Annotated in this window: 9 protein-coding genes and 2 tRNA genes; 6 read left to right on the forward strand and 5 right to left on the reverse strand. The window is 71.5% G+C overall.

Going from position 1 to position 13,721, the window contains the following annotated elements:
* Positions 1-93: 93 nt before the first annotated feature.
* From ACIQRW_RS17430 to ACIQRW_RS17440, 3 genes are all read left to right on the forward strand, one after another.
* The gene (locus ACIQRW_RS17430; RefSeq protein WP_403760685.1) at positions 94-852 is read left to right on the forward strand and encodes an IclR family transcriptional regulator; all 759 of its coding nucleotides are present in this window, start codon (positions 94-96) and stop codon (positions 850-852) included.
* 76 nt (positions 853-928) lie between these two features.
* Complete coding sequence (locus tag ACIQRW_RS17435) at positions 929-1,177, forward strand: hypothetical protein (RefSeq protein ID WP_403760688.1); 249 nt, start codon at positions 929-931, stop codon at positions 1,175-1,177.
* Between the two features lie 100 nt (positions 1,178-1,277).
* Positions 1,278-1,351 (forward strand) — tRNA-Lys (locus ACIQRW_RS17440).
* Between the two features lie 56 nt (positions 1,352-1,407).
* On the opposite strand, the gene ACIQRW_RS17445 is transcribed toward ACIQRW_RS17440, so the two are convergent.
* The 4 genes from ACIQRW_RS17445 to ACIQRW_RS17460 all read right to left on the reverse strand — a co-directional run bounded on the left by ACIQRW_RS17445 (position 1,408) and on the right by ACIQRW_RS17460 (position 7,686).
* On the reverse strand, positions 1,408-3,237 hold the full coding sequence (locus ACIQRW_RS17445) for an AMP-binding protein (RefSeq protein WP_403760691.1): 1,830 nt from the start codon (positions 3,235-3,237) through the stop codon (positions 1,408-1,410).
* Between the two features lie 26 nt (positions 3,238-3,263).
* The gene (locus ACIQRW_RS17450) at positions 3,264-3,854 is read right to left on the reverse strand and encodes a lytic polysaccharide monooxygenase (protein WP_215108772.1); all 591 of its coding nucleotides are present in this window, start codon (positions 3,852-3,854) and stop codon (positions 3,264-3,266) included.
* 233 nt (positions 3,855-4,087) lie between these two features.
* Positions 4,088-6,367, reverse strand: coding sequence for an SPFH domain-containing protein (locus ACIQRW_RS17455; protein ID WP_403760694.1), 2,280 nt, complete (start codon positions 6,365-6,367; stop codon positions 4,088-4,090).
* A gap of 29 nt (positions 6,368-6,396) precedes the next feature.
* Entirely contained in the window at positions 6,397-7,686 is a 1,290-nt protein-coding gene (locus tag ACIQRW_RS17460; RefSeq protein WP_403760697.1) for a peptidoglycan-binding protein, read from the reverse strand.
* 192 nt (positions 7,687-7,878) lie between these two features.
* Here ACIQRW_RS17460 and ACIQRW_RS17465 point away from each other — a divergent pair.
* The 3 genes from ACIQRW_RS17465 to ACIQRW_RS17475 all read left to right on the forward strand — a co-directional run bounded on the left by ACIQRW_RS17465 (position 7,879) and on the right by ACIQRW_RS17475 (position 12,414).
* Positions 7,879-7,952: transfer RNA gene (locus ACIQRW_RS17465), tRNA-Lys, on the forward strand.
* 545 nt (positions 7,953-8,497) lie between these two features.
* Positions 8,498-10,417, forward strand: coding sequence for a glycosyltransferase (locus ACIQRW_RS17470; protein ID WP_403760699.1), 1,920 nt, complete (start codon positions 8,498-8,500; stop codon positions 10,415-10,417).
* Complete coding sequence (locus ACIQRW_RS17475; protein ID WP_403760702.1) at positions 10,414-12,414, forward strand: galactose oxidase-like domain-containing protein; 2,001 nt, start codon at positions 10,414-10,416, stop codon at positions 12,412-12,414. The genes ACIQRW_RS17470 and ACIQRW_RS17475 overlap by 4 nt, the downstream gene beginning before the upstream one ends.
* A 41-nt stretch (positions 12,415-12,455) precedes the next feature.
* Here ACIQRW_RS17475 and ACIQRW_RS17480 read toward each other — a convergent pair whose 3' ends face one another.
* Positions 12,456-13,502: a glycoside hydrolase family 6 protein gene (locus ACIQRW_RS17480; protein WP_403761057.1), complete on the reverse strand. Its 1,047-nt coding sequence runs from the start codon at positions 13,500-13,502 to the stop codon at positions 12,456-12,458.
* Positions 13,503-13,721 lie beyond the last annotated feature (219 nt).

Genomic DNA, 13,721 nt, shown 5'->3' on the forward strand with positions numbered 1-13,721 from the left:
CGCCCACTGGCTCGTCAACTGCCGCCCCGTGCGGGGGTTTCGGCGGCTATCGTGGGGCGAAAGCTTGCGGTCACAACCTGGTAGGGGGACACCGTGGCGTTGAAGCCCGAGCCGACCGCGCCATTCCACTCGGTGCAGTACGCCCTGCGCGTGCTCGAAACGGTTTCCCAGCACGGCAACGGCGTGACCGATGCCCAGATCTCCCGCGAGACGGGGCTGCCGACCGGCCACCTCGCCTCCCTGCTCCTCACCCTGCGCCGCGAGGGGTACGTGGAGCAGATCAGCGACGGCGCGTACGTCATCGGCGCCTCGCTGCTGCTGCTCGGCTCCGGGGCGGCCCGCCGCCAGGCACTGGAGGACCGCCTCCAGCACGCCCTGGCCGAGCTGCGCGACTCCGTCGGCGCGGCGGTCTATCTCAGCCGCTATGTCGACGGCGAGATCAGCGTGGAGCAGGTCGCGGACGGGCCGCTGACACCGGCGGTCAACGAGTGGGTGGACTTCCGCTCCTCCGCGCACGCCAGCGCGGTCGGCAAGTGCCTGCTGGCCCAGCTCGACCACGACGGGCGGCGCGACCACATCTCCCGGCACCGGACGGCCCGGCTCACCTCCCGGACGATCACCAACGAGAAGATCCTCTTCTCCCAGCTGGACGCCCAGGCCGCCACGGTCCCCATGCTGGATCTCCAGGAGTACGCGGTGGGCACCGTCTGCGCGGCCGTGCCGCTGACGGCCGGCTCCGCCGCGGGCTGCCTCGCCCTGTCGCTGCCGATCGAGGACGCGCACCGGCTGCGGGCGGCGGCCGACACCCTCAGCCGCCGGGCGGCGCCCGTTCTGCTGTCGCTCGCGCTGTAGCGGCCGGACCGGTGCTCGTAGCGGCCGGGGGCCGGGACTCACGGGCGGTAGCGTCACCGCCTCCGGCTGGTCCCCGATGTACGGCTGGGACGACGTGGACTACTACGACGAGCGCGAGGAGGAGGGCGGGGGCGAGGAGGACGGGTACGACCCCTGCCCGCGGAACCCCGCGTTCCGGGCCTGGCTGCGCGAGCGCTTCGGCCTGGAGGCCGCCGAGGACCCGAACGAGATCGTCCGTGCGGCCGGGGCCGAGCTGGGGGACGCCTTCGCCGCCTGGATCGGTCCGCTGGTCCCGGACGCGGTAGCTGGCCGCGGGACGGCGTAGGGGGCGCGGGGCGGCGGCCTCTCCCGGGGCCTCGGAAGGCGGGGCGACGAGGGGTGTCATCAGCACTCATCCGGACCAGGTATTATTTTCGAGTCAGCAGGCGCCGTTAGCTCAGTTGGTTAGAGCAGCTGACTCTTAATCAGCGGGTCCGGGGTTCGAGTCCCTGACGGCGCACGACACGCAGTGGGCGGTCTCCTTCACGGAGGCCGCCCACTGTGCTTTCTCCCTGGTCAGAGCGGTCTGCCGTGCTCGGCGTAGCGGGCGAGCAGGGCCCCCAGGCGCTCGGCGTCGAGCGGCGCGTACGAGCCGTCGCCGGCCGGGTCCCACCAGACCGGGTCGGGGCAGCGGAAGCCCTCCCGGCGGAGCGCCACCCGGTGGATCTTGTTCGTCGCGGTGACCGGCATCCGGTCGAGGATGCGGACGAACCGGGGAGCCATCTTCGTCCCCAGGTCCGGCTGGGCACGCAGGAAAGCGGCGAAGGCCGCCGGGTCGAAGACCGCGCCCGCCCGGAGTGCAAGGGCGGCCATCACCTGGTCGCCGGTGACCGGGTCCGGGAGCGCGTAGACGGCGGTGGCGGCCGCCTCCTCCCAGCGGGCCAGGATGTGCTCGATCATCGCGGCGGCCAGGTTCTCGCTGTCGACGCGGAGCCGGTCGTGGGTGCGGCCGGCGAAGTAGAGGAAGCCGTCGGCGTCCCGGTAGAAGAGGTCCCCGGTCCAGTACCAGCCGCGGCGGGCCCGCTCGGCGTCGGCCTCCGGGTTGCGCCAGTAGCCCTCGAAGGGCGTCGGGCCCCGGTTGACCAGCTCGCCGATGGCATCGTCCCCGTTGAGCAGCCGCCCGCCCGGGCCGAAGCGGGCCGGGGCCCGTTCCTCACCGCTGTCCGGGTCGACGACGGCGAGGTCGTCGTCGGGGGCGGCCCGGCCGATCGCGCCCGGCGGGGTGCCGGGGGTGCGCTGGATGGCGGCGCCGCCCTCGGAGGAGCCGTATCCCTCGACGAGCCGCACCCCGAACCGCTCCTGGAACCGGGCCGCGTCCACCGCCCCGGCCTCGGTGCCGAAGCCCAGGCGCAGCGGGTGGTCCCGGTCGTCGGGGCGCTCGGGGGTGGCCAGCAGGTACTGCACGGCCCGCCCGACGTAGGTGAAGTACGTCGCCCCGTAGCCGCGTACGTCGTCGAGGAAGGCGGAGGCGGAGAAGCGGGGGCGCAGTGCTATCGCGGCTCCGGCGGCCAGGGCGTGTTTCGAAAGTAGCGCCGTCCGCCCGGAGGGCGGGCTCGGCGGCGTCTGGTGCGTGCGATCGCAAGGCGGAGGGTCGCCCCGATACTGGATGTATCGGGGTGATCCCGACAACGCGGCGAGCGTGCGTGCCAGGCGTCGCCGAGCAGGCGGGACTTTCGAAACACGCCCCAGGGCGGGGGCCCAGTCGGCGAGGACCGCGTTGCCGTGGAACATCGGCATGCAGATGTAGTGGACGTCGTCCGGCCGTACGCCGAAGTGTCCGGCGAGGGACGCGCCGGCCCCCGCGAGCCGGCCCTGGGTGCAGATCGCGGCCTTGGGCGCGCCGGTGGAGCCGGAGGTGAAGTAGAGGAGCATGCGGCTGTCGGCGCCGACCGGGGCGACGACGGCGTCGCCGGGCCGGGCGCCCGCGTAGGGGGCGAGCAGGGCGGCGTACGCCTCGGTGTCGGTGACCAGGACCCGTACCCCCGGCAGCTCCAGGCCGTCGAGGAGCGGCAGGTGGGCGCGCTCGGTGATCAGGACCGGGGCTTCGGTGTGCAGGATGTCGCGGGCCAGCTCGGGGCCGCGCCGGGTCGGGTTGATCCCCGCGACGGCGGCCCCGGCCAGGGCCGCCGCGCTGAGCCACAGCGGGAACTCGGGGGTGTTGTCGAGCAGCACGCCGAGATGCGGCTCACCGCCTCGCGGAAGAAGGTCCGCGAGGAGCGCCGCCCGTGCGGCGGCGCCCTCGACCACCTGGTGATGACTGAGCACGGTGGGGCCGTGCTTCAGGGCGGGCCGGTGGTCACCCCATCGACGTCGTACGAGCTCCGCGACGGTGCCGGTACCTCTCATGGCGCCGCACGATAACTGAAGGAGCGTCAGAACTTAATGTCGGAGCAGGCGTAGAACGCGTTCTGGGTGTCCGCCACGTTCCACACGGCGAGCACGATGTGCTTGCCGGTCTTCTGGGTGGGGATCGTGCCCTGGTGGGTCAGCGTGGCCGGCGGCTGCTGGTTCCCGTAGGGCACGGTCATGAAGGGCTGCGATTCGAGCGCGGCCCGGGTGAGCGGCTTGGTGGAGTCCCAGCCGTTCTTGGTGATGTAGTAGCGGAAGTCGCTGGTGGAGTGGCGGGCGGTGAACTGCCAGCGGAAGCTGTAGCCCTGTCCGCCGGTGACCTGGGTGGCGGGCCAGTTGCCGCCGCGCGGGTCGTCGAGCTGGGCGAACTGCCCGTTGCCGCCGGAGCAGATCTTGCCGTCCGCCGGTCCTGCCGCCGGGAAGCCCTTGAGCCCCTCGACGCTCTGCGGCTCCCACTGGATGTTTCCGCAGCCGGTCACCGTGCCGTTGGCACAGAGTTTCTGACGGCTGATCGGGGAGTCCGTGTAGCCGTGGCTGCTGGCGCTCGTGGTCGCGAGCACCGAGACGCCCGCTATCGCCAGACCGATCACTGCCGCGCTTGCCTTTTTCCGCATGGGCTGTCGCTCCTCTAGAACGTGGGGGAGGTTCCATGAGCATTGCTCGACTGCTGCGCGCTTGGTGCGTGGTGCTGTGCATGCGAGGTACTGCGGTCTAGACCAAGCCTTAGATTATTGACGCGACGTGAACATGTCCAGACCAATGAGGGGGTCATATTCCAACGGGTCGACAGACTGCCCCGGACCGCCCCCGCACCCCTCTCCGACCTCGCCCGACGCCTCCGGGCGTCTCAGGCCCCGTCTCCTCCCCCGCTGCGTCCGGTGTAGAAGGCGACCGTCAAGTCCTTGACAAGCGCCTTGCGTTCGTAGTCGTCGAGTTCGACGATGCCGCGCGTGGTGAGCCGGTTGACGGTGTCGTCGACCGCGTCCACCACGGAGGTGAGCACGCTGTCCCGGTGCTTGGAGTCGATCGCGGCGATCCGCCGCCGCTGCATCGCCGCCGCCACCTCGGGGGCGTACTCGATGCCGGTCGGCTGCGCCGAGTACACCTCCACGCCCACGGGTTCGCAGTCCGCCTTCAGCATCCGCGTCAGGGCGTCGCCGACCGCCTCCGCGTCGCGCAGGCTCGGGGCGTCCTCGTGGAACGCGTCGGCGGGCAGCTGCGAGAGGACCCGGGCCATCGCGGCCTCGACCTGTGCGCTCAGATACGCCTCGTGGTCCTCGATGCCGAGGACGGCCCGGACCGTGTCGTCGATCCGCCACACCACGAGGACGACCACGCGCAACGCGGTGCCGTTCGCGTCGACGGCGGGCAGCGGCTCGCTGCGCCAGTGCCGCAGCCGTACGTCGACGCGGCGGCGCAGCAGCAGGGGCGAGACCCAGACGAGGCCGGTGCGCCGGACGCTGCCCCGGTAGTCGCCGAAGAGCGTCAGCACCCACGCGTACCCGACCCGGCCCCGGCCGAGGCCGCCGAGCGCGAGGAGCACCACGGTGGCGAGGAGGGCGAGCAGGGCCCAGGCGCCGAAGCCGACGCCGAGGTCGGCCCGGGGGGCGAGGCCGACGGCCGTCTGCCAGGCGGCGGGCAGCGCACCGCGCCACCACAGGACGGCCAGTCCGCCGGCGATTCCGGCCGCGCCGACGAGGAGGGCGGCGGAGCCGGGCAGGGCGGGGCCGGGCCGTTCGGCGAGGCGGGGGTCGGCGGCCGGGGCGGGCCGGGTCGACGGCTGGACCCTCGTCTGCGGCGAACGCGGCACGGGGGGCCGCCTGGTGGCGGGCGAGCGGTCCCCGGTGGCGGGGCGGCGGACGACGGCCGCGGGCAGCGCCGCCGCGGCGCCCGGCTCGGCCGGCTCCTGGTCGTCGCGGAAGAGGAGGTGTACGGGGATGGAGGCGGTGGTCTCGTTGGCGATGACGGAGTGGCGGCGGCCGGGGTACGAGGGCGTCGCCGCGGCGGGGGTGGGTGTCGCGGCGGCGGTCGGGGACGCGGGCACGGGAAGGGATACGGGCACGGAGAACGTGGCGGAGGCGGCCCGGTCGCCGGAGGCCAGGTCCAGGACGAGGTCCAGCTCGGTGTCGGGCCCGGGGTCGTCGCCCCGAGGCCCGTTCCCGGGCGAGGCCTTCCGGGTGGGGCCCTTTCCGGCCCCCGGCTCGGCCCCGTAGGACGGATGCGGGGTCCAGTCCGCCGAGGGTTCCGTCCTCAAACGCCGGACGGGCTTGAGGTGCAGGTTCCCGTCGAGCGGAACGGGGCGCGCGGGGGTGGAGCGGTCGCCGACAGAACCGCCAGGGGTGAGGCGGTCGTCGGAAGAGGCGGCCGGGGCCGGCCCTTCCGGCCGACGGTCCGGGGTGGGGCGGTCGGAGGCAGGACGCTCACCGGCGCGACCACCGGCGGCGGCGGGGATCGGTCCGCCCGGCCCGTCCGGCCGGCGGTCCGGGGACGGGCCGAGGTGCAGGCTCACGTCCGGGGGCTCCGGGGCTCCGGTCCGGGGGGGCGCGGGCGGGACCTTGCCCGCGGCCGGCGGGGCGGAGCCCCGGCCCGCGCCACCGAACAGGGGCGGCGTGGGCTCGGCGCCCGGCCGACGCGGAAGCTCAGCGTCCGGCGGGAGGGCCTTGTCGACCGGGGGACCGAAGAGCGGGGGCGGGGAGCCCTTGCCCACAGGGCCGAACAGCGGCGGCGGAAGCTTGGCCTCCGGCACCGGCGTGGGCTCGGCGCCCGGCGTCGGCGCGGCGTCCGCGTCCGACCCAGGCGTGAGCTTCACGTCCGACCCAGGCACGGGCTTCAGGTCCGACCCAGGCACGGGCTTCACGTCCTGCGGAGACGCGGGCTTCATGTCCGACCCAGGCGTGAGCTTCACGTCCGACCCAGGCGCGGGCTTCACGTCCTGCGGAGGCGTGGGCTCGGCGCCCGGCCGGGGCGGAAGCTCACCCTCCGGCGGTGGGGTCCTGTCGACGGCGGGGCCGAAGAGCGGGGGCGGGGAGCCCCTGCCCGGTGGGGCGAAGAGGGACGGCGGGAGTTGGTCGTCCAAGGGGTGGGGGGCGGGGCTGGTCCGGGGGGTCTGGTCGTCGTTGGGGGTCACCGGTTACCGCTTCCTTTCCGTCACGTCCGTCACGCGAAGAGCCGGCGCCAGGTCTCCGGCCCCGGATAACCATCGGCCGCCCCGCCACGCCAGCCCTGGGCCCGCTGGAACGCCTCGACGTTGCGGCGGTCGGCCTCGGTCCAGCGCGGGTCGGGGCCCGACACGTAGTGCTTGCCGTATCCCTTCTTCACCAACTGTTCGCCGAGCCGGTCGACATGGCTGTTGGACTGACCCGGCTTGAAATAGCCGCGCCCGGGGAACGCGACGGCTGTGTTCGGGCTGCCGCCCGCGCCGGCGGCCGGAATGTTCCGTCCGCCTCCGGTGGCCAGCAGGCGCCAGGTGTCCGGGCCCGGGATGCCGTCCGCCTCCTTGCCCTGCCAGCCCTGCGCCCGCTGGAACGCCTGGGTCGCACGCCGGTCGGCCGCGCTCCACACGGGTCCGGGGCCGACCGCGTAGAAACGCTTGCCGCCCCGCTGGACCAGCAGCCGGCCGAGCTGGGTGACGTACTCGTTGTCGGCGCCGGGACCGAACGTCTTCGCCCCGGGGAAGGCGGTGGAGGATCCGGAGCCGGGCGATCCACCCGTGACCCCTTTGTACCGGTACGCCACGTAACGGTCGGAGTTGTTCCAGTACGCCAGGGGCGTCGACTGCTTCCGCGTCCGCGGGCGCGCCTGCTCGTAGGCGACGTAATGGGTGCGCGTGGAGTCGCTCCAGCCGCCGAAGATCGTGACGTGCGAGCCCTTGGAGGGGTCGGCCGGGTTGTGGAAGAGGAGGATGTCGCCGGGCTGGAGGTCGGCGCGGGCGATCCGGGTCCCGTAGGCGGCGAGGCTGCCGGTCCACTCGTTGCTGCCGAGGTTCCAGGCCATCGAGACATAGCCCGAGCAGTCCTGGCGGTAGCCGTCCGACCAGTACTTCTCCATGCTGTACGGGACCTTCGCGCCCACCCACCGCTTGGCCCGGTCGATGATCTCGGCCCGGCTCGTCTTCGGTGCGGCCGATCCGGCGGACGGCGGGCCCGAGGCGCCGGTGCCCCGCAGTGGCCCCTTCTCACCCTGCGGGGTCGACGGTTCGGGGTCGGCTCCCCCGTCGGCGCGTGGCGGCCCCGGGGCCTGGCCGGCGGCGGCCACTCCCGCGGCTCCACAGGAGAGCACCACCCCGGCGGCCGTGGCCAGCACCAGGGCGCGGCGCGCGCCGTGCGCGGCGGGGTGGCCGCCGCGCCGCACCGGCAGGGCCCTCGCGGCGGAGCGCCGCCGCACGGCACACCCCGCACATCCGCAGTCGATGGCGGGTTCGTACTCCTCGAAGACCGGCACAGTCATGCGATTCCCCTCCGCACTCGTCATTCGTCAAGATCTTTGGGCGCAGCTGCAACGGGCGTCAGTGTCTCAACTCTCCTGACATATCGCATTTTGACGGGACAAAGGAAAAAAACGACTATCTGACGGGGCGTGGCGTCCGGTAAATGGTTCGGAGCACGCCGGGGAGTCGGGTAGAGTTCTCCAGGTCAGCAAGCGCCGTTAGCTCAGTTGGTTAGAGCAGCTGACTCTTAATCAGCGGGTCCGGGGTTCGAGTCCCTGACGGCGCACGCACAGTCAAAGCCCCCTCACGTTCAGTGAGGGGGCTTTGATCATTCCCCGTCCGGTACCCGGCGACACCCGATGGGCATGCACGCACAGCTACGCACCGAGCTCGCGCACCGGACTCCGGACCGTCGCGGAGCGGTGACAGAGCGGCGACGGAGAGGGAGCGAGCGCCGGTCTCCGCTTCATCACACCCCCTCCACAAGGTGTGGTCAAATCGTGCGTATGACCGGCAATCAGTCTGTTTCACCCTTGCGATCCCGTTCGGTGTCGGACAATCTGTCTGAGGACCGTCAGGTCCAAGGGGGCTGCTGATCCGTACAGTTGGCGCAGCAGAGCGTGACGTTCCGGTTATCTGCGCCGCGGGGTGGGGGCCCCGCTCAAGGGCGGACGCCGAGGGGGCATCATGCAACCGGAAGGCTGCCCATCCATGTCTGTGGGGACGATGGCCTGCCACCGTGTGCGTGCCCGGTGAAGAACGGGGGCCCACCGCGCACGAAGAGAGAGACCGAACAGTCACGCACCAGCATGCGTGCGGGGGGATGTACCCATGACGTCGACGCCGCCAGGCGACCGGCAGGAGAACGACGCTTCCCGGACGACGCAGCTCCGGATACCCGCGGGGCTGCGGGCCGGCGCGGCGCGGCGGCGTGCCGAGAAGGAACTGCCGCGCTACGACTACGAGCACTACAGTCGTCTCGCCGGACCGCTGACGCAGCCCCCCGCGGGCAAGCCGTACCAGGTGCGGTACCGCTCGCTCATATCCCAGGAGCCGCACCGCGTGCGCGCGGCGCTCCTGCTCGGCGCGGCTCCCCTCGTCTCGCTCGGCCTCTTCGCCTGGCTGATGCAGCCCAGCCACTGGACGGACCGCGATCCGAACCTGGACAACGACCTCCTGCTGGTCCTCGACATCGTCATGCTGGTCTCGATCGGTCTGATCGAGCTGTTCCGCACGCTGAACGTCCTGTCGAACGCCCACGCCACCCTGGTCGCCCGCGACCCGGTCCCGGTGATCCCGGAGTCCGGCACCAAGGTCGCCTTCCTCACCTCCTTCGTCCCCGGCAAGGAACCGCTGGAGATGGTGACGAAGACCCTGGAGGCGGCCGTGAAGATCCGCCACCGCGGTCTGATGCACGTCTGGCTGCTGGACGAGGGCAATGACCCGGCGGTCAAGGAGGTCTGCGCCCGGCTCGGCGTGCACCACTTCTCCCGCAAGGGCGTGGCGCACTGGAACCAGGCCAAGGGCCCGCACCGCGCCAAGACCAAGCACGGCAACTACAACGCCTGGCTGGACGCGCACGGCGGCGACTACGACTTCTTCGCCTCGGTCGACACCGACCACATCCCGATGGCGAACTACCTGGAGCGGATGCTCGGCTACTTCCGCGACCCGGACGTCGGCTTCGTCATCGGCCCGCAGGTCTACGGCAACTACGACACCTTCGTCACCAAGGCCGCCGAGTCGCAGCAGTTCCTCTTCCACGCCCTGATCCAGCGCGCGGGCAACCGCTACGGCTCGCCCATGTTCGTCGGCACCAGCAACGCGGTCCGCATCTCGGCGCTCAAGCAGATCGGCGGCCTGTACGACTCGATCACCGAGGACATGGCCACCGGGTTCGAGATCCACCGCCACCGCAACCCGGTGACGGGGAAGAAGTGGCGCTCGGTCTACACCCCGGACGTGCTGGCCGTCGGCGAGGGCCCGACCGCGTGGACGGACTTCTTCACCCAGCAGCTGCGCTGGTCCCGGGGCACCTACGAGACGATCATCGGGCAGTTCTGGAAGGGCTTCGGGACCATGCCGCCCGGCAAGCTCTTCAACTACACGATGATGATCATCTTCTATCCGATGTCGGCCATGAACTGGATCCTCGCGGCCCTCAGTTGCGCGCTGTTCCTCGGCATGGGCGCCTCCGGCGTCCAGATCGACCCGACGATCTGGATGATGCTGTACGGCAACGCCTCCGCCCTCCAGATCGGCCTGTACATCTGGAACCGCCGCCACAACGTCTCGCCGCACGAGCCCGAGGGCTCCGGCGGTCTGGCCGGCATGGCGATGTCGGCGCTCTCCGCACCGATCTACGCCCGCTCGCTGATGGACGCGGTGCTGCGCCGCAAGAGCTCGTTCGTGGTGACCCCCAAGGGCGACTCGTCCAGCCCGGACACCCTGTTCGGGACCTTCCGCATCCACCTGTTCTTCATCGTCGTGTTCGGCGCGTCGATCATCTCCTCGTTCTTCCTGGGCCACAGCCACCCCGCGATGGTCACCTGGGCCACGCTGGCGCTGCTGATCACCGCGGCGCCGATCATCGGCTGGCGGCACACCATCCGCGCGGAGAAGAAGAAGCGCCGCGGCCGGCGCCGGGCGGGCTCGTCCGGCCCGCGGCCGCCGGGCGGGCCACCGACGGGTCCGGCCGGACCCGGCCCTGACCAGACCATGAAGATCGCCCTGGGGGGACCGCAGTCATGACAAAACATTCGAGCCGGGGCGCCCGCCGTTCCACAGGTCCGGCCTCCCGCCGCGCTGGGGCACGGGCCCGCCGCTCCGGTCTGCGTACGCGACGGTTCGCGATCGGCACGGTCGCCGTGGTCGCCCTCGCGGGGGCGAACGGACCGTGGCTCTACCGCTTCGGCACCGAGCGCTACCACCACTACACGATCAACAAGCAGTCGTACAAAGAGGCCAACGGCCACTGGGACTTCCTGGACATCCCCGCCGAGCACCGGGTCAACGCCGTCCACGCCGCGCTGCTGCGCACCGGCAAGGTGTTGCTCGTCGCGGGCTCCGGCAACAACGAGAAGAACTTCGACGCGAAGAGCTTCCGGTCCGTGCTGTGGGACCCGAAGACGAACGTCTTCAAGGACATCCCCACGCCCAAGGACCTGTTCTGCGCGGGCCACACCCAGCTCCCCGGCGGCAATCTCCTCATAGCCGGCGGCACCAAGCGCTACGAGAAGCTCGGGGGCGACGTCACCAAGGCCGGCGGTCTGATGATCGTCCGCAACGAGAACCCCCGCAAGCCGATCACTCTCCCCGCGGGCACCCGCTTCACGGGCAAGGAGAGCGGCAAGACCTTCATCTCCCAGGACCCGCTGCTGGTGGAGAAGGCCACCAAGGTCTTCGACAAGAAGACCGGTGAGTACCAGCGCAACGAAGCAGGCGTCGGCCGCATCTACGTGGAGGCCGAGAAGTCCGGGCGGAAGCACGAGACCGGCACCGAGGACAACTACCGCGTCGCGGGACTCTCCGCCGAGGACACCCGCAACGTCTACGGGATCGCGCAGAAGCTGGCGCTGGACAAGAAGGACTTCCAGGGCATCAACGACGCCTACGAGTTCGACCCGGTCGCGGAGAAGTACATCCCGGTCGACCCGATGGACAAGGCCCGCTGGTACCCCACCCTCACGACGCTCCAGGACGGCAAGGTTCTCGCCGTCTCCGGCCTGGACGACATCGGCCAGATCGACGTGGGCAAGGCCGAGGTGTACGACCCGAAGAAGAAGACCTGGAAGGACAGCGGCATCGTCCGGAAGTTCGCCACCTACCCGGCGCTCTTCCTGATCAACGACGGCAGGCTGTTCTACTCCGGCTCCAACTCCGGCTACGGGCTCCAGAGCGAGGGCCGCACCCCCGGGATCTGGGACGTACGGACGAACGATTTCGACGAGATCCCCGGCCTCGGCGACCCCGACCAGATGGAGACCTCGGCGACCGTACGGCTGCCTCCGGCCCAGGACGAGCGGTTCATGGTGATCGGCGGCGGCGGAGTCGGCGAGTCGGAGAAGTCCACCCCGAAGTCCCGGCTGGTCGACCTCCAGGAGAAGAACCCGAAGTTCACCGAGGGCGCCTCCCTGGACAAGGGCACCCGCTACCCCAGCGCCTCCCTGCTCCCCGACGACTCGCTGCTCGTGGCGGGCGGCTCCGGAGACTACCGGGGCCGCGGCGGTTCGGACGTGCTGGAGGCCCGGCTGTACGACGCGAAGACGGACACCTACCGGCGGGTCGCGGACCCGGCGGTGGGGCGCAACTACCACTCGGGGTCCGTGCTGCTGCCGGACGGCCGGGTCATGATCTTCGGATCGGACCCGCTCTACTCGGACAAGATCAACACCCGTCCGGGCACCTTCGAGCAGCGCATCGAGATCTACACCCCGCCCTATCTCTACCGAGGCTCCCGGCCGGAGCTCACGGCCGGCCCCAAGAGCATCAAGCGCGGCGGGACCGGCGTGTTCACCACGCGCCAGGCCTCCTCGATCGCCTCGGCGAAGCTGATGCGGCCCTCGGCGGTCACCCATGTGACCGACACCGACCAGCGCAGCATCGACCTGGAGCTCGAGAAGTCGGCGGACGACATCACGGTCACCGTGCCGAAGAACCGGGCGCTGGTGCCGTCGGGCTGGTACATGCTGTTCGTCACCGACGAGGAGGGCACCCCGTCCGAGGGGATGTGGGTGGAGGTGCCGTAGGCGTACGTACGCGGGGGCCGTAGGCAACTGCGGCCCTCGCGCTACTTCGTGGCGCGGGCCAGACCCAGGGCGTACTCCGGCCACCACTCGCCCGCCTTCGGGCCGCCCTTGCAGTCGCCGTCGGACTCGCCGGGGCGCTTGATCCACAGATAGGCGTCGACCAGCTCGTCGCCGGTCTTCGTGGTCGGGGGCTCTCCGAGCGCCCGGCCGGGCGGGTTGCACCAGGTCTGGGCCGGGTCGCCGCCTTCGTAGGGGCCGTTGCCATTGCGGCTGGTGTCGATGACGAAGGGCTTGTCGCCCACCTTCACCGACAGCTTCTTTCCGAACTCCGTGCTGACGGCCGTCGTACGGAAGTTGGACACGTTGAGCGAGAAGCCGTCCGCCTTCGCGATGCCCGCCCGCCACAGCGGCTCGTGCAGGGCCCCGGGCGACTGCCAGCCCGCGTTGCCCGCGTCCACGTAGACCTTGGTGGCGGGCTGCCGCTTCAGCCGCTCGATGGCGCCCTTGAGCAGGTCGTAGCGCTCCTGGTGGTGTTCCTGGGGGGTGCAGCCGTCGACCAGGTGGAGCAGGGCGTCCGGCTCCAGGATCACGGTCGCCTGGCGGTTCCCGATGCCCTTGGCGACGCCGTCCACCCAGGCGCGGTAGGCGTCGCCGTCGGCGGCACCGCCCTTGGAGAACTGGCCGCAGTCGCGGTGGGGGATGTTGTAGAGAACCAGCAGCGCGTACCGGTCGGCCTTCGCGGCCGCCTCCGTGACGCGCCGCGCCTCGTCCTCCGGGGCGTCCGGGCCGATCCACTCCCCGACCGGCTGCTCGGCGATACGCCGGATCAGGTCGGCCTTCTCCTGGTCGTCGTCCTCCTGGTACGCGGCGACCTGACGGGCCGCGTTGCCGTCGGGGTTGACCCAGTACGGATCCTTGTCCTTGGGCTGCTGCTCGACGGTCGGCGCGCTCTTCTTCTCGCCGCCCTCCCCGTCTCCGGAGCAGCCCGCCAGCAGCAGGGCCGCCCCGAGCGCCGCCGCCGTGCTGGTCGTCCGCAGACCAGCCGCGCGCCCGCGCGTCCGGGACCGGCCGGTGTAACTGCCGTACATCCACTCCCCCTTGGGTGCACTGCCTGCACTGTTGCTCACTGGTCGCACCGCTGTGCTGCCGGTCCGATCCATCCTGGCACAGCGGCCGGGCGCCCACGCTCCCACCCGTACTACGGTCACACCGGGGCACCGGTTCCGGACATCCTGTTCGAAAGCCGGTCATCCGTCCGCCGGGTCCCCCTACAGTGGCGGTCGACCCTGCCGGCCCACCCTCATCGC

This window comes from Streptomyces sp. NPDC091287, assembly GCF_044768525.1.
Lineage (GTDB): Bacteria > Actinomycetota > Actinomycetes > Streptomycetales > Streptomycetaceae > Streptomyces.